Below are 19557 nucleotides of genomic sequence, written 5' to 3' on the forward strand. Positions count from 1 at the left end.
TTCTATCTATGGGTCACAGCGTCGCTATTAGAAAACCGGTGCAAACATTACGCCGAAACGCGGGGAATCGTGTCGTCGGCACGCAGGGTGAAGATCTCGTAGCCGGTGTCGGTCACCAGCAGGGTGTGTTCCCACTGCGCCGAGAGCTTGCGGTCCTTGGTGATGGCGGTCCAGCCGTCGCCCAGCACCTTGGTGTCGGCCTTGCCCTGGTTGATCATCGGCTCGATGGTGAAGGTCATGCCTGCCTTGAGCTCCATGCCGGTGCCGGCGCGGCCGTAGTGCAGGATCTGTGGCTCTTCGTGGAACACCTTGCCGATGCCGTGGCCGCAGAACTCGCGCACCACCGAGAAGCCGTTCTTTTCAGCGTGCTTCTGGATGATTTCACCGATGTCGCCCAGGCGGCAGCCAGGCTTGACGATCTCGATGGCCTTGTACATGCATTCCTGGGTGACTTGCGACAGGCGCTCGGCCCAGACCGGCACGGTGCCGACGTGGAACATGCGGCTGGTGTCGCCGTGGTAGCCGTCCTTGATGACGGTGACGTCGATGTTCAGGGTGTCGCCGTCCTTCAGCGGCTTGTCGCCGGGAATTCCGTGGCACACCACGTGGTTGATCGAGGTGCAGATCGACTTGGGGAAACCCTTGTAGTTCAGCGGCGCAGGGATGGCCTTTTGCACGTCGACGATATAGTCGTGGCAAATGCGGTCCAGCGCTTCGGTGGTGACGCCGGGCTTGACGTGTTCGGCAATCATTTCCAGGACGTCGGCAGCCAGTTTGCCGGCAACACGCATGCCAGCGATATCTTCGGCGGTTTTGAGGGTTACGGTCATACAGGCTCTCTCTAGCGCGACGCGCTGAAATCAATACGGTTTACGGGTGTGCGACAAAAGGTTGCAGAATTCGCACAAGCCCAAAAAACGCGATTCTAGCAGACGCAAGGGTGAAACCATGAGCGTCTGGCGATCGCTTCTGTCTATAAGGATGGGGGCATTCTGGCTCTATTCAAAGGCTTAGGCAAAAGCGACTGACGGCAAATGTGATTGCGGGTTTCGTTTTTGCAAGCTCTGTGGTATAAAATGCGCCGCTTTCCGGGGATACCCCGCAAAGCTTAAATCCACACACGTGTCGACACGATGACCTGGGTGCCGGAGGCGAATGCCGCTGGTTGGTCATTGGGATACGTGGAGGCCAAACCCGACTTATTAAGGAACTATCATGTCCCAAGTCAACATGCGCGATATGCTGAAGGCCGGTGTGCACTTCGGTCACCAGACCCGTTACTGGAACCCGAAAATGGGTAAATACATTTTCGGCGCGCGTAACAAGATCCACATCATCAACCTTGAAAAAACCCTGCCAATGTTCAACGAAGCTCTGACTTTCGTAGAGCGCCTGGCCCAGGGCAAAAACAAGATTCTGTTCGTCGGCACCAAGCGTTCCGCTGGCAAGATCGTTGCTGAAGAAGCAGCACGTTGCGGTTCGCCGTACGTCGATCACCGCTGGTTGGGCGGCATGCTGACCAACTTCAAAACCATCCGTGCTTCCATCAAGCGTCTGCGTGACCTTGAAGTGCAAGCCGAAGACGGTACTTTCGCCAAGCTGACCAAGAAAGAGGCGCTGATGCGCACTCGCGACCTGGAAAAGCTCGATCGTTCCCTGGGTGGTATCAAGGACATGGGCGGTCTGCCTGACGCACTGTTCGTTATCGACGTTGATCACGAGCGCATCGCGATCACCGAAGCCAACAAGCTGGGCATCCCGGTTATCGGCGTAGTCGATACCAACAGCAGCCCGGAAGGCGTTGACTACATCATCCCAGGCAACGATGACGCAATCCGCGCTATCCAGCTGTACATGGGTTCGATGGCTGACGCTGTAATCCGTGGTCGCAACCACGTTGCTGGCGGTACCGAGCAGTTCGTTGAAGAAGCTCCGGTAGCTGCAGCTGAGTAACTGACGCCTTGGCGTTGACTCAGTAAGCAAAAAGGGGGCTTGGCCCCCTTTTTGCCACCTCGAAAACCATTTGTCGGCAGCGCAGCTACAACATTTGTAACGTGCAGCGGCCTACAAGGGTGGTTCGGGAAGAATTGATCGCCCGTTCAATCGGGTGGAATGGTTGAAAACCTATCCAAGAGGATTTTGAAAATGGCAGAGATTACTGCAGCGTTGGTTAAAGAACTGCGTGAGCGTACCGGCGAAGGCATGATGGATTGCAAAAAGGCCTTGACCAAGGCCGGCGGCGACATCGAAAAAGCCATTGATGACATGCGTGCTTCGGGCGCCATCAAGGCTGCCAAGAAAGCAGGCAACGTCGCTGCTGAAGGCGCCATCGCAATCAAGGAAGACGGCAAATCGGCCGTTATCCTGGAAGTTAACTCGCAGACCGACTTCCTGGCCCTGCAAGACGACTTCAAGAACTTCGTCGCTGCCAGCGTTGAAAAAGCATTCGCTGACAAGCTGACCGACGCCGCTCCGCTGATCGAAGCTCAAGAAGCTGATCGTCTGGTTCTGGTGGGTAAAGTAGGCGAGAACGTTAACATTCGTCGCCTGACCCGCGTTGAAGGTGACGTTGTGGGTGCTTACCTGCACGGCAACAAGATCGGTGTTGTGGTTGCCCTGAAAGGCGGCAACGTTGAACTGGCCAAAGACATCGCTATGCACGTAGCGGCCAGCAACCCTGAATTCCTGCTGCCATCGGAAGTTTCTGCTGAAGCCATCGAACGCGAGAAAGCCGTGTTCCTGCAGCTGAACGAAGAGAAAATCAAAGGCAAGCCTGAAAACATCGTTGAAAACATGGTCAAGGGCCGTATCAGCAAGTTCCTGGCTGAGGCTTCCCTGGTTGAGCAGGCGTTCGTCAAGAACCCTGAAATCAAGGTTGGCGAACTGGCCAAGAAAGCCGGTGCTGAAATCGTTTCCTTCACCTACTACAAAGTAGGCGACGGCATCGAGAAGCCGGTCGACAACTTCGCTGAAGAAGTTGCTGCCCAGCTGGCTGCCACCAAGAAGTAAGACAGTTTTTAACTGTCGCCCAAAAGAGGCTGCCCGCTTACGCGCGCAGCCTCTTTTCAAATGGGGTGATCGATTTTTATTGGTTTCCCTTTGGAACTGGCTTACAAAGCCGTGTTCCGATGGCGCTGTGACAGCGTCAAGCTAGAGTGAACGCAGGCCGTAAACGGCTTGCCAAGAATTTTCAAAAAATACGCCGCAGGAGAGATTCGCAATGGCTCAGCAGGGCAGTGGTCATCAGGCTCGCTATAAACGCATTCTACTCAAGCTTAGCGGCGAGGCCCTGATGGGCTCGGAAGAGTTTGGGATCGATCCCAAAGTACTCGATCGCATGGCGCTGGAAGTCGGCCAGTTGGTCGGTATCGGTGTCCAGGTCGGTCTGGTGATCGGCGGCGGCAACCTGTTCCGTGGCGCGGCACTCAGCGCTGCCGGCATGGATCGGGTGACAGGCGACCACATGGGCATGCTGGCCACTGTGATGAACGCCCTGGCCATGCGTGATGCGCTGGAGCGCGCCAATATCACCGCGATCGTGATGTCGGCTATTTCCATGGTTGGCGTAACGGATCACTATGATCGTCGCAAGGCCATGCGTCACCTGGATGCCAAGGAAGTCGTGATTTTTGCGGCCGGTACCGGCAACCCATTCTTTACCACCGATTCGGCAGCTTGCCTGCGTGGTATCGAGATCAACGCGGACGTGGTGCTCAAGGCCACCAAGGTTGACGGTGTCTACACTGCAGACCCATTCAAAGACCCGCATGCCGAGAAGTTCGATCATCTGACTTATGATGAAGTACTGGATCGCAAGCTGGGCGTGATGGACCTGACGGCAATTTGCTTGTGCCGCGACCACAAGATGCCGCTGCGCGTATTTAACATGAACAAGCCCGGCGCCCTGCTGAACATCGTACACGGCGGCGCGGAAGGGACTCTGATCGAGGAAATCGAACAATGATCAACGAAATCAAAAAAGACGCTCAAGAGCGCATGCAAAAATCCCTGGAATCCCTGAACCATGCGTTTGGCCAGATTCGTACCGGCAAGGCCCACCCAAGCATCCTGGGCAGCGTGATGGTGCCTTACTACGGCGCTGATACCTCGATCACCCAAGTGGCCAACATCACTGTAAAAGATTCGCGCACCCTGCAAGTCGTTGCTTTCGAGCGCAACATGCTCGGCGCCGTCGACAAGGCCATCCAGAGCGCCGGTTTGAACCTCAATCCGACCAACCTGGGCGAATTGCTGCTGATCTCCATGCCTGCCCTGACCGAAGAAACCCGCAAGGGCTTCACCAAGCAGGCGCGCAGTGCAGCGGAAGACGCACGTGTTGCCGTGCGCAACATCCGTCGTGATGCCTTGGGTGACCTGAAGAAGCTGGTCAAGGACAAGGAAATCAGCGAAGACGAAGAGCGCCGTGCCGTTGCTGATATCGACAAGCTGACTAAAGATGCCGAGGCCCAGATCACCAAGGCCACGGAAGATAAAGAAAAGGACCTGATGGCCGTATAAGGGGTCAGGACGCCTTCATGGAAAAGACCAAGCAGACTGTGCCCTCCGTGGTGCCGCGCCATGTCGCGATCATCATGGACGGGAATAATCGCTGGGCGAAGAAGCGCTTTATGCCGGGCGTTGCCGGGCATAAGGCGGGTGTCGACGCTGTACGAGCCGTGATTGAGGTGTGCGCCGAGGCCAAGGTCGAAGTATTGACCTTGTTCGCGTTCTCCAGTGAAAACTGGCAGCGCCCGGCCGAGGAGGTCAGTGCCTTGATGGACCTGTTCTTCAAGGCCCTGCGCCGCGAGGCCAAGCGCCTGAACGAGAACAACATCAGCCTGCGTATCATCGGTGACCGTTCGCGGTTTCATCCGGAGCTGCAGGCGGCCATGCGCGAAGCCGAGGCGATCACTGCCGGCAGCAACCGTTTTGTGCTGCAGATCGCAGCCAATTACGGCGGCCAGTGGGATATTGCCCAGGCTGCGCAGCGTCTGGCGCGGGAAGTGCAGGCCGGCCATCTGCGCCCGGAAGACATTACCCCCGAACTCTTGCAAACCTGCCTGGTGACCGGCGACCTGCCGTTGCCGGACCTGTGCATTCGTACCGGTGGCGACCATCGCATCAGCAACTTCCTGTTGTGGCAGTTGGCCTATACCGAACTGTACTTCTCCGACCTGTTCTGGCCGGACTTCAAACACGATGCCATGCGCAATGCGCTGGCCGATTTCGCTTCCCGTCAGCGTCGCTTCGGTAAAACGAGCGAGCAGATCGAAGCTGGAGCCCGGGTTTAATGCTTAAACAACGAATCATCACGGCGCTGATCCTGCTGCCTATTGCCCTGTGCGGGTTTTTCCTGCTTGAAGGTGCGAACTTCGCGCTGTTCATCGGCCTGGTTGTGACCCTGGGTGCCTGGGAATGGGCGCGCCTGGCGGGTTTCGCCGCGCAGTTGCCTCGTGTGGTGTATGCCGCTGTCGTGGCGTTGTTGATGTTCCTGATGTACATCCTGCCGGACGTGGCGCCCTGGGTGCTGGGTGCGGCGGTGTTGTGGTGGGCGTTGGCGACCTATCTGGTGCTGACCTATCCGGGCACCAGCAGTCATTGGTCCAGTGTCGCCTGCAAGCTGGTGATTGGCCTTTTGATTCTGTTGCCTGCCTGGCAAGGCCTGGTCTACATCAAGCACATGCAACTGGGTAACTGGCTGATCATGGCGGTGATGGTTCTGGTGTGGGGTGCCGATATCGGCGCCTATTTCTCCGGGCGTGCCTTCGGCAAGCGCAAGCTGGCGCCGGCTGTCAGCCCGGGCAAAAGCTGGGAAGGTGTGTATGGCGGCCTGGCGTTGACCCTGGTGATTACCGTGGTGGTCGGTGTGGTGCGTGACTGGACCGTCAAGGAAATGCTCCTGGGCCTGGTGGGCGCAGCCGTGGTGGTGTTCATCTCGGTGGTCGGTGACCTGACCGAAAGCATGTTCAAGCGCCAGGCCGGGATCAAGGACAGCAGTAACCTGCTGCCGGGTCACGGTGGCGTGCTGGACCGTATCGACAGCCTGACTGCCGCGATCCCGATCTTTGCCGTACTGCTGTGGATGGCTGCCTCGTGAGCCGCCTGCAACAGGTAACCGTGCTGGGCGCTACCGGCTCGGTGGGGCTAAGCACCCTGGATGTGATTGCCCGTCATCCCGAGCGTTATCAAGTATTCGCCTTGACCGGTTTCAGTCGCCTGAATGAGCTGCTGGCACTGTGTGTGCGGCACGCGCCGCAATACGCAGTAGTGCCCGAAGCGGCAGTTGCACGGGGTTTGCAGGATGACTTGCGCGCTGCGGGCCTGGCGACTCAGGTATTGGTGGGGGAGGAGGGGTTGTGCCAGGTTTCGGCAGACCCTGAGGTCGACACCGTGGTTGCGGCGATTGTCGGCGCTGCCGGCTTGCGCCCGACCCTGGCGGCCGTTGATGCGGGCAAGAAGATTCTGCTGGCCAACAAAGAAGCCCTGGTGATGTCCGGGGCACTCTTCATGCAGGCGGTGCGCAAGAGCGGCGCCGTGCTGTTGCCGCTCGACAGCGAGCACAACGCGATTTTCCAATGCATGCCTGGTGATTTCGCCCGCGGGTTGAGCCAGGTCGGCGTGCGCCGGATTCTGCTGACAGCCTCCGGTGGTCCGTTCCGGCAGACGCCGCTGGCCGATCTGGAGCATGTTTCTCCCGATCAGGCGTGCGCTCACCCGAACTGGTCCATGGGGCGCAAGATCTCGGTGGATTCAGCGAGCATGATGAACAAGGGCCTGGAGCTGATTGAGGCCTGCTGGTTGTTCGATGCCCGGCCGGACCAGGTCGAGGTGGTGATCCACCCGCAAAGTGTGATTCATTCCCTGGTGGACTATGTGGATGGCTCGGTATTGGCCCAACTGGGCAATCCGGACATGCGTACGCCGATCGCCAATGCCCTGGCATGGCCTGAGCGGATTGACTCGGGTGTTGCGCCGCTGGATCTGTTTGCCATTGCCCGTCTGGACTTCGAAGCGCCCGACGAGCAACGCTTCCCTTGCCTGCGTCTTGCGCGGCAAGCTGCGGAGGCGGGTAACAGTGCCCCGGCGATGCTGAATGCGGCCAATGAAGTGGCTGTGGCGGCGTTTCTGGACCGGCGCATCCGCTTTCCGCAGATCGCGGGTATCATCGAGGACGTTTTGAGCCTTGAGCCCGTCGTCCCGGTGAATGATCTGGGCGCGGTGTTCGAAGCGGATGCAAAGGCCCGGGCCTTGACCGAGCAGTGGTTGAGCCGCAATACGCGTTAGCCTCTGGGTGTGTTCAAGCCTTCAGGCACTGGATTGAAATGCGGAGAAATTAGATGAGTGCGCTCTACATGATTGTCGGCACCCTGGTTGCTCTGGGTGTGCTGGTTACCTTCCACGAGTTCGGCCATTTCTGGGTCGCGCGTCGTTGCGGCGTCAAGGTACTGCGCTTTTCCGTAGGCTTCGGCATGCCGTTGCTGCGCTGGCACGACCGTCGTGGCACCGAGTTCGTAATTGCGGCCATTCCATTGGGCGGCTACGTCAAGATGCTCGACGAGCGCGAAGGCGAAGTGCCGGCTGATCAGTTGGATCAATCCTTCAACCGCAAGACCGTTCGTCAGCGCATCGCCATCGTCGCGGCAGGCCCGATCGCGAATTTCCTGTTGGCGATGGTGTTCTTCTGGGTCCTGGCCATGTTGGGTAGCCAGCAGGTGCGTCCGGTGATCGGTGCCGTCGAGGCCGACAGCATGGCGGCGAAGGCCGGCCTGACTGCCGGGCAAGAAATTGTTGCAGTTGATGGCGAACCAACCACCGGCTGGGGTGCCGTCAATTTGCAGTTAGTGCGTCGCCTGGGTGAAAGCGGCATCGTGAAACTGGTGGTGCGCGATCAGGATTCCACCACCGAAACCTCGCGCGAGCTGGCCCTGGACCACTGGCTGAAAGGCTCCGATGAGCCTGACCCGATCAAATCCCTGGGCATTCGCCCATGGCGTCCGGCCTTGCCGCCGGTGCTGGCGGAGCTGGATCCGAAGGGGCCGGCCCAGGCCGCGGGTCTGAAAACCGGTGATCGCCTGCTGGCCCTCGATGGCCAGGCGCTGAGTGACTGGCAGCAGGTGGTCGACCTGGTGCGTGTACGCCCTGATACCAAAATTGTGCTGAAAGTTGAGCGCGATGGTGCTCAAATCGACGTCCCTGTGACCCTGGCGGTTCGTGGGGAAGCCAAGGCAGCCGGGGGTTACCTGGGGGCCGGCGTCAAAGGTGTCGATTGGCCACCTTCGATGGTTCGAGAGGTCAGCTTCGGGCCGTTGGCGGCGATTGGCGAGGGTGCGAGACGCACCTGGACCATGAGTGTGCTGACCCTCGATTCCCTCAAGAAAATGTTGTTCGGCGAGCTCTCGGTAAAAAACTTGAGTGGACCGATAACCATTGCTAAAGTGGCGGGCGCTTCTGCCCAGTCGGGCGTTGTAGATTTCCTGAATTTCCTGGCTTATCTGAGTATTAGCCTTGGGGTTCTGAATTTGTTGCCCATTCCAGTATTGGATGGGGGGCATCTGTTGTTTTATCTGGTCGAGTGGGCGCGTGGTCGCCCCTTGTCGGATCGGGTGCAGGGTTGGGGGATACAGATCGGTATCAGTTTGGTGGTCGGGGTGATGTTATTAGCCCTGGTCAACGATCTGGGACGACTGTAACGCTTCGCTGAATTGCGAATCTGCCGCATTTTGCGGCAGTTTGTTTATTGCCAGTTGGAATAAGAAAGGACTTCATGAAACGTCTGCTGCTAACTGCGGTTCTCACCGTATTGATGATCGCCGAAGTTCACGCCGAGTCCTTCACCATCTCCGATATTCGCGTCAACGGCCTCCAGCGGGTTTCCGCGGGTAGCGTCTTTGGTGCCTTGCCGTTGAACGTCGGGGAACAGGCTGATGACCGTCGCCTGGTGGAATCCACTCGTGCGCTGTTCAAAACCGGGTTCTTTCAAGATATCCAACTGGGTCGCGAAGGTAACGTCCTCGTCATCACTGTCGTCGAGCGACCTTCTGTCGCCAGTATCGAGATCGAAGGCAACAAGGCGATCTCCACTGAGGACTTGATGAAAGGCCTCAAGCAATCCGGCCTTGCCGAAGGCGAGATCTTCCAGCGTGCCACCCTCGAAGGCGTGCGTAACGAACTGCAACGCCAGTACGTTGCCCAGGGTCGTTACTCGGCTACCGTCGAGACCGAAGTGGTGCCGCAACCGCGTAACCGCGTCGGCCTGAAGGTCAACATCAACGAAGGCACCGTGGCGGCCATCCAGCACATCAACGTGGTGGGTAACACCAAGTTTGCTGATGACGACCTGATCGACCTGTTCGAACTCAAGACCACCAACTGGCTGTCGTTCTTCAAGAACGATGACAAGTATGCCCGTGAAAAACTCTCCGGTGACCTGGAGCGCCTGCGTTCCTACTACCTGGACCGCGGCTATATCAACATGGATATCGCTTCGACCCAGGTGTCCATCACCCCGGACAAGAAGCACGTCTATATCACTGTCAACGTCAACGAAGGCGAGAAGTACAAGGTTCGTGACGTCAAGCTCAGCGGCGACTTGAAAGTGCCTGAAGACCAGGTCAAGTCCCTGTTGCTGGTGCAGAAGGACCAGGTGTTCTCGCGCAAGCTGATGACCACCACCTCCGAGCTGATCACCCGCCGCCTGGGTAACGAAGGCTATACCTTCGCCAACGTCAACGGCGTACCGACCCCGCACGACGAAGACCACACCGTGGACATCACCTTCGTTGTAGACCCGGGCAAGCGTGCCTACGTGAACCGCATCAACTTCCGTGGCAACACCAAGTCTGCCGACGAAGTGCTGCGCCGCGAAATGCGTCAGATGGAAGGTGGCTGGGCGTCGACTTACCTGATCGACCAGTCCAAGGTTCGCCTCGAGCGCCTGGGCTTCTTTAAGGAAGTCAACGTTGAAACCCCGGCTGTACCGGGTGTGGATGACCAGGTTGACGTGAACTACGCCGTAGAAGAGCAAGCCTCCGGTTCGATTACCGCCAGTGTCGGTTTCGCCCAGAGTGCCGGCCTGATCCTCGGTGGTTCGATCACCCAGAACAACTTCCTCGGTACCGGTAACAAGGTTTCCATCGGCCTGACCCGAAGCGAATACCAGAGCCGCTATAACTTCGGTTATGTCGACCCCTACTGGACTGCTGACGGCGTGAGCCTGGGCTACAACGCCTTTTATCGCACAACCGACTACAAAGACCTCGACGTTGACGTTGCAAGCTATGCAATCGACAGCTTCGGTGTTGGTGCCAACATTGGTTACCCGATCAGTGAGACCTCGCGTCTGACCTTCGGCCTGACCGCGCAGCAGGACAAGATCAAGACCGGTGTGTACACCGTGGATGAGATCTTCAACTTCGTGCGTAAAGAAGGCGACCAGTTCCTGAACTTCAAGGCTTCGGCCGGTTGGTCGGAATCGACCCTGAACAAAGGCGTACTCGCGACCCGCGGCCATTCCCAGAGCCTGACCCTGGAAGCCACCACGCCGGGCAGCGACCTGTCGTTCTTCAAACTCGACTACCGTGGCCAGTTGTTCCAGCCTTTGAGCGAAAACTACACCATGCGCCTGCACACCGAGCTGGGTTATGGCGACGGTTACGGTTCGACCAGCGGCTTGCCGTTCTATGAGAACTACTATGCGGGTGGTTTCAACTCGGTACGTGGTTTCAAGGACAGCACCTTGGGTCCTCGTGGTACCCCAAGCCGTGGCGTGGGTGTGACCGGTAACCAGGGGACTGTGGCTGACTCGGACAACGACCCGCTGCCATTCGGTGGTAACGTGCTGATCCAGGGTGGTGCTGAGATTCTGTTCCCGCTGCCATTCGTTAAAGATCAACGTTCCCTGCGTACTTCGGTCTTCTGGGATGTGGGTAACGTGTTCGACTCCAAGTGCGAACAGGTCACCAACCCGAATGGCTCGAAGTCCAACACGCAGTGCAACGACGTGAGCTTCAGCAACCTGGCAAGCTCTGTCGGTGTCGGTGTGACCTGGGTTACCGCGCTTGGCCCATTGAGCTTTGCTCTGGCCATGCCGGTCAAGAAACCGGATAACGCTGAAACCCAGATTTTCCAATTCTCCCTCGGCCAGACGTTCTAAGCGTCTGACCCAAGATAACGACAACGGATTCTGTAGGAGTGCATCGTGCGTAAGTTGACTCAATTGGTTCTCCTGGCGACTGTCCTGGTAGCGACCCCGGCCTTTGCCGAAATGAAAATTGCCGTTCTGAACTATCAGATGGCGCTGCTGGAATCCGATGCGGCCAAGAAGTATGCCGTAGATGCCGAGAAGAAATTCGGTCCTCAACTGACCAAGCTCAAGACGCTGGAAAGCAGCGCCAAGGGCATCCAGGATCGTCTGGTAGCCGGTGGCGACAAGATGCAGCAAGGCGAGCGCGAGCGTCTGGAGCTTGAATTCAAGCAAAAGGCCCGTGACTACCAGTTCCAGTCCAAGGAGCTGAACGAAGCCAAGGCTGTTGCCGACCGCGAAATGCTCAAGCAGCTGAAGCCGAAACTCGACAGCGCTGTGGAAGAAGTCATCAAGAAAGGTGCCTTTGACCTGGTATTCGAACGCGGTGCAGTCATCGACGTTAAACCTCAGTACGACATCACCCGTCAGGTGATCGAGCGCATGAATCAGCTGAAGTAAGCCATGACTGCGACTATCAAGCTCGGCCAATTGGCCGAGTTCCTGGGAGCCACCTTGCGTGGCTCCGCGGAGAAGGAAATCACTGGGCTAGCCACCTTGCAGGAGGCTGGCCCAGCTCAGTTGAGCTTCCTGGCAAACCCCCAATACCGTAAATACCTGGGCGAAAGCCGCGCCGCAGCCGTGCTGCTGAAGGCCGCTGACGCCGAAGGTTTTGCCGGGGACGCGCTGGTTGTTGCCGATCCGTACCTGGCGTATGCCCGGGTGTCGCACCTGTTCGATCCGAAACCCAAGGCCCCCGCCGGTATCCATCCGACGGCGGTGATCGCCGATGACGCTCAGGTTGACCCTGCCGCGAGCATCGGTGCTTTTGTGGTGATTGAAAGCGGTGCACGCATCGGGGCGGGTGTAACGCTGGGTGCCCAGTGTTTTATCGGCGCGCGCAGCGAGATTGGTGCCGGTGGCTGGCTGGCTCCGCGTGTGACCCTGTACCACGATGTGCGTATCGGTGAGCGTGTGGTGATTCAGTCCGGTGCCGTGATTGGCGGCGAGGGCTTCGGCTTCGCCAACTCGAAGGGTGTCTGGCACAAGATTGCCCAAGTGGGCGGCGTGTTGATTGGCGATGACGTTGAAATTGGCGTCAACACTGCCGTTGACCGCGGGGCCCTGGCCGATACCGTCATTGGTAACGGCGTGAAACTGGATAACCAGATTCAGATCGCCCACAACGTGCAGATTGGCGATCACACCGCCATGGCCGCCTGCGTGGGGATCTCCGGCAGCACCAGGATCGGCAAGCATTGCATGCTCGCCGGGGGTGTTGGCCTGGTGGGCCATATCGAAGTGTGCGACAACGTATTCATCACCGGCATGACCATGGTGACCCATTCGATTACCGAGCCTGGGTCCTACTCATCCGGTACGGCCATGCAGCCTGCGGCCGAATGGCGCAAGAGCGCGGCGCGTCTGAGGCAGCTCGACGATATCGCTCGGCGCCTGAAACATCTGGAAAAGCGTGTTGGGGACGTGACCCCTGACGGTAATGCTTCATCAGATGGCTGATACCATTTCCATATCAAGTGTGCACAGCCGCTAGACTGCCTCCTTGATTTGCTAGAGGGGCGTGCCTTAGTCCGCACGCTCCCAATCTTTATTACAGGCTTCCCCCCGAAATGATGGACATCAACGAGATTCGCGAATACCTGCCTCACCGTTACCCGTTCCTGCTGGTGGACCGGGTCACGGACCTCAATGTTGAGGAAAAGCGCATTCGTGCCTACAAGAATGTCAGCATCAACGAACCGTTCTTCAACGGTCACTTCCCTGCGCATCCCATCATGCCAGGCGTATTGATCATCGAAGCGATGGCCCAGGCTGCCGGTATCCTTGGTTTCAAAATGCTCGACCTGAAGCCTGCCGATGGCACGCTCTACTATTTCGTGGGCTCTGACAAACTGCGCTTCCGCAACCCGGTAACTCCGGGTGACCAGTTGATCCTTGAAGCCAAGTTCATCAGCTGCAAGCGCCAGATCTGGAAGTTCGAATGCCAGGCCTCGGTCGACGGCAAGCCGGTGTGCTCGGCTGAAATCATCTGTGCGGAACGCAAACTATGAGTTTGATTGACCCTCGCGCAATCATCGATCCGACGGCCGTACTGGCCGCCGACGTTGAGGTCGGCCCTTGGTCGATCGTCGGCGCAGGTGTGGAAATCGGCGAGGGGACAGTCATCGGGCCGCATGTGATCCTCAAAGGCCCGACGAGGATTGGCAAACACAATCGTATCTATCAGTTCTCATCGATAGGCGAAGACACCCCGGACATGAAGTACAAGGGTGAAGAAACACGTCTGGTAATCGGTGATCACAACATCATCCGTGAAGGCGTGACCATTCACCGCGGTACTGTCCAGGACCGTGCCGAGACCACCCTGGGTGACCACAACCTGGTGATGGCTTATGCGCATATCGGTCATGACAGCGTAATCGGCAACCATTGCATCCTGGTCAACAACACTGCGTTGGCCGGCCATGTGCACGTTGACGATTGGGCGATCCTGTCCGGCTTTACCCTGGTGCATCAGTACTGCCATATCGGCGCCCACAGCTTTTCCGGCATGGGTACCGCCATCGGCAAGGACGTTCCGGCGTTCGTCACCGTGTTCGGCAACCCGGCCGAGGCCCGCAGCATGAACTTCGAAGGCATGCGCCGTCGGGGCTTCAGCGAAGACGCGATCCACGCCCTGCGCCGCGCCTACAAGGTGGTTTACCGCCAGGGGCTGACGGTCGACCAGGCCTTGATCGAACTGACGGAGCCAGCCGCATTGTTTCCGGAAGTCGCGATATTCCGTGACTCTATCCAGTCGTCGACTCGCGGCATCACCCGCTGATCATGGCCAGGCTGCGTATAGCGTTGGTGGCCGGAGAAGCTTCCGGCGATATTCTCGGTGCAGGCCTGATGCGGGCCCTCAAGCTCCAGCATCCGGCGGTTGAATTCATCGGTGTCGGCGGTCCGTTGATGCAGGCTGAAGGCCTGACGTCCTACTTCCCTATGGAACGCTTGTCGGTCATGGGGCTGGTGGAGGTGCTGGGCCGTTTGCGCGAGCTGCTGGCCCGTCGCAAAAAGCTGATCCAGACCCTGATCGAAGAAAAGCCCGACGTCTTTATCGGAATCGACGCGCCGGACTTCACCCTCAATATCGAACTCAAATTGCGTCAGGCCGGGATCAAGACCGTGCATTACGTCAGCCCGTCCGTGTGGGCGTGGCGGCAAAAGCGCGTGCTCAAGATTCGCGAAGGCTGCGACCTGATGCTGACCCTGCTGCCCTTCGAGGCCAGGTTCTACGAAGAGAAGGGCGTGCCGGTGCGGTTTGTAGGGCACACCCTGGCCGATACCATTCCTCTGCAGGCCGACCGTGCTGCCGCGCGTGCCGAACTGGGTTTGCCCGAAGGTCCGCTGGTGGCCTTGATGCCGGGGAGCCGTGGCGGCGAAGTCGGTCGTCTCGGCGCGCTGTTTTTTGATGCAGCCGAACGCCTGCAGGCGCTGAAGCCGGGTGTGCGCTTCGTATTGCCATGCGCCAGTCCTCAGCGCCGTGCACAAATTGAAGAATTGCTTGTAGGGCGCAACTTGCCGTTGACCCTGCTCGACGGGGGCTCGCACCTGGCACTGGCGGCGTGCGATGCGGTGCTGATCGCCTCCGGCACCGCGACCCTTGAGGCCTTGCTCTACAAGCGCCCAATGGTCGTTGCCTATCGCCTGGCGCCGCTGACCTACTGGATTCTCAAGCGTATGGTCAAAAGCCCCTACATCTCCCTGCCGAATTTGCTGGCCCAGCGTCTGTTGGTGCCCGAGTTGTTGCAGGACGATGCGACGCCTGAAGCCCTGGCGCAAACCCTTTTCCCGTTGATCGACGGTGGCGAAGAGCAGACCCGTGGTTTCGACGAAATTCACCGCACCTTGCGCCGTGATGCGTCGAACCAGGCGGCGGATGCCGTGCTGACGTTGATCGGTCATAAGCAGGAAGCCCTATGAAGACGCAAATGGGCCTGGATTTCAGCCTGGTCGCCGATGCCCTTGACCTGGTTGCCGGTGTTGACGAAGTCGGTCGCGGCCCGCTGTGCGGCGCAGTCGTCACCGCCGCAGTGATTCTCGACCCGAACCGCCCGATCCTCGGCCTGAACGATTCCAAGAAACTTACCGAGGCCCGTCGTGAAAAGCTCTATGACGAGATCTGTGAGAAAGCCCTGAGCTGGCACATCGCCCGGGCTGAGGTCGAAGAAATCGACGAACTGAACATCCTGCACGCCACCATGCTGGCCATGCAGCGCGCCATTGAAGGCCTGCATATCACGCCAAAAATGGCGATGATCGACGGCAACCGCTGCCCGAAGCTGACGATGCCCGCAGAAGCGGTGGTCAAGGGTGATAGCAAAGTGCCGGCGATTGCCGCTGCATCGATCCTGGCCAAGGTCAGCCGTGACCGTGAAATGGCGGCTTTCGAATTGATCTATCCCGGCTACGGCATCGGCGGGCACAAAGGCTATCCAACGCCCGTTCATCTGGAAGCTTTGGCTCGCCTGGGCCCGACCCCGATCCACCGCCGCTCGTTTGCCCCGGTTCGCCAGGCTTTCGAGGCTCGGGAAAGCCTGATCGAGGTTTAGCAGCAAGGCTGATGTTTTTGCCAAGGCCCGGTACAATCCGGGCCTTGTTGTCTCCACGTTTTGTACAGGATCACTATGCCGGCTTCATTCGTTCACCTGCGCCTGCACACTGAATACTCCCTGGTCGACGGCCTGGTACGGATCAAACCCCTGGTCAAAACGCTGGTGGGCATGAACATGCCTGCCGTGGCGGTGACCGACCAGAACAACATGTGTTCCCTGGTCAAGTTCTACAAGGCCGCCATGGGCGCCGGCATCAAGCCGATCTGCGGTGCCGACCTGTGGCTGTCGAACAAGGACCCGGATAACCCACTGAGCCGCATCAGCCTGTTGGCGATGAACGGCGTGGGTTATCGCAACCTCACCGAACTGATTTCCCGTGGCTTTATCGATGGCCAGCGCAATGGCTCGATCATCATCGAGCGCGAGTGGGTGGCCGAAGCCAGCGAAGGGCTGATCATGCTCTCGGCGGCCAAAGAGGGTGAAATCGGTATCGCGCTGTTGGGCGGCAATCCTCATGAGGCTGAAGTGCTCGCCCGTGAGTGGATGGAGGTGTTCCCCAACCGTTTCTACCTGGAAATCCAGCGCACCAACCGCCCCAACGATGAAGAGCAGTTGCACGCCGCTGTGGCCCTGGCTGAAAAGCTTGGCGCGCCGCTGGTGGCGACCAACGATGTGCGCTTTATCAAGAAGGAAGACTTCGAGGCCCACGAAACCCGCGTATGCATCGGCGAAGGCCGGGCGCTGGACGATCCGCGCCGCTCGAAAAACTACAGCGAAGAGCAGTACCTCAAAAGCGCCGATGAAATGGCCGAGCTGTTCAGTGACCTGCCCGAGGCCCTGGAAAACTCCGTCGAAATTGCCAAGCGCTGCAATATTGAAGTGAAGCTGGGCAAGCACTTCCTGCCCAACTTCCCGATTCCCGATGGCATGACCATCGACGAGTATTTCCGCAAGGTCTCGTTCGACGGTTTGGAGGAACGCCTGAGCGTCCTGCTGCCCAAGGACACCACTGAAGATTATGAAGCCAAGCGCCAGGTCTACGTCGACCGCCTGAATTTCGAGCTGGATATCATTATCCAGATGGGGTTCCCCGGTTACTTCCTGATCGTAATGGACTTTATCCAGTGGGCCAAAAGCAACGGCGTGCCGGTGGGGCCTGGCCGTGGATCGGGTGCCGGGTCGCTGGTGGCCTATGTGCAGAAGATCACCGACCTCGACCCGCTGGAATACGACCTGCTGTTCGAACGTTTCCTTAACCCGGAACGGGTATCGATGCCCGACTTCGACGTCGACTTCTGCATGGATGGTCGCGACCGGGTTATTGAGTACGTGGCCGAGAAATACGGGCGCAACGCAGTAAGCCAGATCATCACCTTTGGTTCCATGGCGGCGAAAGCGGTAATTCGCGACGTGGCCCGGGTACAGGGCAAGTCCTACGGCCTGGCTGACCGCCTGTCGAAGATGATTCCGTTTGAAGTCGGCATGACCCTGGAAAAAGCCTACGAGCAGGAAGAAATCCTGCGGGACTTCATCAAGGTCGATGAAGAAGCGGCTGAAATCTGGGACATGGCGCGCAAGCTCGAAGGCGTGGTGCGTAACGTCGGTAAACACGCCGGTGGTGTAGTAATCGCGCCTACCAAGCTGACCGACTTTTCGCCGATCTATTGCGACGAAGAAGGCGACGGCCTGGTAACCCAGTTCGACAAGGACGACGTGGAGGCGGCCGGCCTGGTGAAGTTCGACTTCCTCGGCCTGCGTACCCTGACGATCATCGACTGGGCGCTGAAGACCATCAACCGCGACCGCGCCAAGGTCAATGAGCCACCGCTGGATATCGCGTTTATCCCGCTGGATGACAAGCCGACCTACAGCCTGCTGCAAAAAGCCGAAACCACGGCCGTGTTCCAGCTTGAATCCCGCGGCATGAAAGAGCTGATCAAAAAGCTCAAGCCCGACTGCCTGGAAGACTTGATCGCACTGGTGGCCCTGTTCCGTCCGGGCCCGCTGCAGTCAGGCATGGTGGATGACTTCATCAACCGTAAGCACGGGCGTGCCGAGCTGGCTTACCCGCACTCCGACTACCAGTACGAAGGCCTCAAGCCGGTACTGGCACCGACCTACGGCATCATCCTGTATCAAGAACAGGTGATGCAGATTGCCCAGGTCATGGCCGGCTACACCCTCGGCGGCGCGGACATGCTGCGTCGAGCCATGGGTAAGAAAAAGCCCGAGGAAATGGCCAAGCAGCGCGGTGGCTTCATTGAAGGTTGCGCCACCAACAACATCGATGCCGACCTGGCCGGTAACATCTTCGACCTGGTGGAAAAGTTCGCCGGTTACGGCTTCAACAAATCCCACTCTGCCGCCTATGGCCTGGTGTCTTACCAGACTGCGTGGCTGAAGGCTCACTACCCGGCGCCGTTCATGGCGGCGGTACTGTCTGCGGATATGCACAACACCGACAAGGTCGTAACCTTGATCGAGGAAGTGCGCACCATGAAGCTGCGCCTCGACGCGCCGGACGTGAACACTTCCGAGTTCAAGTTCACGGTGAACGACGAAGGCCGCATCATCTATGGCCTCGGCGCGATCAAGGGCGTGGGCGAAGGCCCGGTGGAGGCGATTACCGAAGCGCGTCAGGACGGGCCGTTCAAGGACCTGTTCGATTTCTGCGCCCGGGTCGACCTCAAGCGCATCAACAAACGTACTCTGGATGGCTTGATCCGCAGCGGCGCCCTGGATCGCCTGGGCCCGTACTTCCATGACGAGCCGAAGGCGTACCAGGCCAATATCGACCGCAACCGCGCGGTATTGCTGACCGCCATGGAAGAAGCGATCAAGGCCGCCGAGCAGACCGCACGCACCCACGACAGCGGCCACGCCGACCTGTTTGGCGGGCTGTTCGTCGAAGAAGATGCCGACGTCTACGCCAACCATCGCAAGGCCAAGGAGCTGACCCTCAAGGAACGCCTCAAGGGTGAGAAAGACACCCTGGGCCTGTACCTCACCGGTCACCCGATTGACGAATATGAAGGTGAAATCCGGCGTTTCGCCCGCCAGCGCATCATCGACCTGAAGCCGGCGCGGGATACCCAGACCGTCGCGGGCATGATCATCGCGCTGCGGGTGATGAAGAATAAAAAGGGCGACAAGATGGGTTTCATCACCCTCGACGACCGCTCGGGCCGGATCGAAGCCTCGCTGTTTGCCGATGCCTTCCATTCCGCCCAGTCGCTGTTGCAGACCGACGCGATGGTGGTGGTGGAAGGGGAGGTCAGCAACGACGACTTCTCCGGCGGCCTGCGCCTGCGGATCAAACGTGTGATGAGCATGGAAGATGCCCGCACCAACCTGGCCGAAAGCCTGCGCCTGAAGGTCAAGACCGATGCGCTCAAAGGCGATCAGCTACGCTGGTTGGGTGACTTGCTTAAACGCCACCGTGGCGCCTGCCCGGTGACCATGGAGTACACCGGCAACGACGCCAAGGCGATGTTGCAGTTTGGCGAGACGTGGCGAATTGACCCCGCCGATGGCTTGATTCAAGCATTGCGTGACCAGTTCGGGCGTGACAACGTCTTCCTCCAATACCGTTGACGGTCAGGCAGTACGAAGATCGCCTGATCTCGACCGAACATTTAATCTCGACCTAACCGCGCCTCTCCCTTAAGGTAGGGCGCGAATAGACAACCGGCTGGCCAG

Annotated in this window: 17 protein-coding genes; 16 read left to right on the forward strand and 1 reads right to left on the reverse strand. The window is 58.7% G+C overall.

Annotated elements, in window-relative coordinates; genetic code table 11:
- Positions 1 to 47: 47 nt before the first annotated feature.
- Positions 48 to 830 (reverse strand): type I methionyl aminopeptidase, encoded by a 783-nt coding sequence (map, locus tag HX839_RS08240; protein WP_003219332.1) that lies wholly within the window; start codon positions 828 to 830, stop codon positions 48 to 50.
- Between the two features lie 385 nt (positions 831 to 1215).
- On the opposite strand from map, the gene rpsB reads away from it, so the two are divergent.
- From rpsB to dnaE, 16 genes are all read left to right on the forward strand, one after another.
- Complete coding sequence (rpsB, locus tag HX839_RS08245; protein WP_003219330.1) at positions 1216 to 1953, forward strand: 30S ribosomal protein S2; 738 nt, start codon at positions 1216 to 1218, stop codon at positions 1951 to 1953.
- Between the two features lie 192 nt (positions 1954 to 2145).
- Entirely contained in the window at positions 2146 to 3009 is an 864-nt protein-coding gene (gene tsf, locus HX839_RS08250) for a translation elongation factor Ts (RefSeq protein WP_008432237.1), read from the forward strand.
- A gap of 211 nt (positions 3010 to 3220) precedes the next feature.
- A complete protein-coding gene (gene pyrH / locus HX839_RS08255) occupies positions 3221 to 3964 on the forward strand; it encodes a UMP kinase (RefSeq protein WP_003219327.1) in 744 nt (247 codons plus the stop codon).
- A complete protein-coding gene (frr, locus tag HX839_RS08260; protein WP_003219325.1) occupies positions 3961 to 4518 on the forward strand; it encodes a ribosome recycling factor in 558 nt (185 codons plus the stop codon). The genes pyrH and frr overlap by 4 nt, the downstream gene beginning before the upstream one ends.
- A 17-nt stretch (positions 4519 to 4535) precedes the next feature.
- The gene (gene uppS / locus HX839_RS08265) at positions 4536 to 5291 is read left to right on the forward strand and encodes a polyprenyl diphosphate synthase (RefSeq protein ID WP_003219323.1); all 756 of its coding nucleotides are present in this window, start codon (positions 4536 to 4538) and stop codon (positions 5289 to 5291) included.
- Entirely contained in the window at positions 5291 to 6097 is an 807-nt protein-coding gene (locus tag HX839_RS08270; protein WP_102368228.1) for a phosphatidate cytidylyltransferase, read from the forward strand. The genes uppS and HX839_RS08270 overlap by 1 nt, the downstream gene beginning before the upstream one ends.
- Positions 6094 to 7284, forward strand: coding sequence for a 1-deoxy-D-xylulose-5-phosphate reductoisomerase (gene ispC, locus HX839_RS08275; RefSeq protein WP_177055370.1), 1191 nt, complete (start codon positions 6094 to 6096; stop codon positions 7282 to 7284). The genes HX839_RS08270 and ispC overlap by 4 nt, the downstream gene beginning before the upstream one ends.
- Positions 7285 to 7337: 53 nt before the next feature.
- Entirely contained in the window at positions 7338 to 8690 is a 1353-nt protein-coding gene (rseP, locus tag HX839_RS08280; RefSeq protein WP_008432227.1) for a sigma E protease regulator RseP, read from the forward strand.
- A 74-nt stretch (positions 8691 to 8764) separates the two neighbouring features.
- The gene (gene bamA, locus HX839_RS08285) at positions 8765 to 11152 is read left to right on the forward strand and encodes an outer membrane protein assembly factor BamA (RefSeq protein ID WP_008432225.1); all 2388 of its coding nucleotides are present in this window, start codon (positions 8765 to 8767) and stop codon (positions 11150 to 11152) included.
- A 45-nt stretch (positions 11153 to 11197) separates the two neighbouring features.
- The gene (locus tag HX839_RS08290; RefSeq protein ID WP_003219314.1) at positions 11198 to 11701 is read left to right on the forward strand and encodes an OmpH family outer membrane protein; all 504 of its coding nucleotides are present in this window, start codon (positions 11198 to 11200) and stop codon (positions 11699 to 11701) included.
- 3 nt (positions 11702 to 11704) lie between these two features.
- Positions 11705 to 12760, forward strand: a complete 1056-nt coding sequence (lpxD, locus tag HX839_RS08295; protein WP_008432224.1) for a UDP-3-O-(3-hydroxymyristoyl)glucosamine N-acyltransferase — start codon at positions 11705 to 11707, stop codon at positions 12758 to 12760.
- 110 nt (positions 12761 to 12870) lie between these two features.
- Positions 12871 to 13311 carry a 3-hydroxyacyl-ACP dehydratase FabZ gene (gene fabZ, locus HX839_RS08300; RefSeq protein ID WP_003219309.1) on the forward strand — a complete coding sequence of 147 codons (441 nt, stop codon included), beginning with the start codon at positions 12871 to 12873 and terminating at the stop codon, positions 13309 to 13311.
- Complete coding sequence (lpxA, locus tag HX839_RS08305) at positions 13308 to 14084, forward strand: acyl-ACP--UDP-N-acetylglucosamine O-acyltransferase (RefSeq protein WP_003219308.1); 777 nt, start codon at positions 13308 to 13310, stop codon at positions 14082 to 14084. The genes fabZ and lpxA overlap by 4 nt, the downstream gene beginning before the upstream one ends.
- 2 nt (positions 14085 to 14086) lie before the next feature.
- A complete protein-coding gene (gene lpxB, locus HX839_RS08310) occupies positions 14087 to 15226 on the forward strand; it encodes a lipid-A-disaccharide synthase (protein WP_087694922.1) in 1140 nt (379 codons plus the stop codon).
- Entirely contained in the window at positions 15223 to 15855 is a 633-nt protein-coding gene (gene rnhB, locus HX839_RS08315) for a ribonuclease HII (protein WP_177008895.1), read from the forward strand. The genes lpxB and rnhB overlap by 4 nt, the downstream gene beginning before the upstream one ends.
- Positions 15856 to 15930: 75 nt before the next feature.
- A complete protein-coding gene (gene dnaE, locus HX839_RS08320; protein ID WP_008432221.1) occupies positions 15931 to 19452 on the forward strand; it encodes a DNA polymerase III subunit alpha in 3522 nt (1173 codons plus the stop codon).
- Positions 19453 to 19557: the final 105 nt, after the last annotated feature.

The organism is Pseudomonas sp. I8001 (assembly GCF_013385345.1).
Taxonomy (GTDB): Bacteria; Pseudomonadota; Gammaproteobacteria; order Pseudomonadales; family Pseudomonadaceae; genus Aquipseudomonas.

Coding starts and splice junctions, on each gene's coding strand:
- map (WP_003219332.1), bottom strand. CDS start 830: ATGACCGTAACCCTCAAAACCGCCGAAGATATCGCTGGCATGCGTGTT.
- rpsB (WP_003219330.1), top strand. CDS start 1,216: ATGTCCCAAGTCAACATGCGCGATATGCTGAAGGCCGGTGTGCACTTC.
- tsf (WP_008432237.1), top strand. CDS start 2,146: ATGGCAGAGATTACTGCAGCGTTGGTTAAAGAACTGCGTGAGCGTACC.
- pyrH (WP_003219327.1), top strand. CDS start 3,221: ATGGCTCAGCAGGGCAGTGGTCATCAGGCTCGCTATAAACGCATTCTA.
- frr (WP_003219325.1), top strand. CDS start 3,961: ATGATCAACGAAATCAAAAAAGACGCTCAAGAGCGCATGCAAAAATCC.
- uppS (WP_003219323.1), top strand. CDS start 4,536: ATGGAAAAGACCAAGCAGACTGTGCCCTCCGTGGTGCCGCGCCATGTC.
- HX839_RS08270 (WP_102368228.1), top strand. CDS start 5,291: ATGCTTAAACAACGAATCATCACGGCGCTGATCCTGCTGCCTATTGCC.
- rseP (WP_008432227.1), top strand. CDS start 7,338: ATGAGTGCGCTCTACATGATTGTCGGCACCCTGGTTGCTCTGGGTGTG.
- bamA (WP_008432225.1), top strand. CDS start 8,765: ATGAAACGTCTGCTGCTAACTGCGGTTCTCACCGTATTGATGATCGCC.
- lpxD (WP_008432224.1), top strand. CDS start 11,705: ATGACTGCGACTATCAAGCTCGGCCAATTGGCCGAGTTCCTGGGAGCC.
- fabZ (WP_003219309.1), top strand. CDS start 12,871: ATGATGGACATCAACGAGATTCGCGAATACCTGCCTCACCGTTACCCG.
- lpxA (WP_003219308.1), top strand. CDS start 13,308: ATGAGTTTGATTGACCCTCGCGCAATCATCGATCCGACGGCCGTACTG.
- lpxB (WP_087694922.1), top strand. CDS start 14,087: ATGGCCAGGCTGCGTATAGCGTTGGTGGCCGGAGAAGCTTCCGGCGAT.
- rnhB (WP_177008895.1), top strand. CDS start 15,223: ATGAAGACGCAAATGGGCCTGGATTTCAGCCTGGTCGCCGATGCCCTT.
- dnaE (WP_008432221.1), top strand. CDS start 15,931: ATGCCGGCTTCATTCGTTCACCTGCGCCTGCACACTGAATACTCCCTG.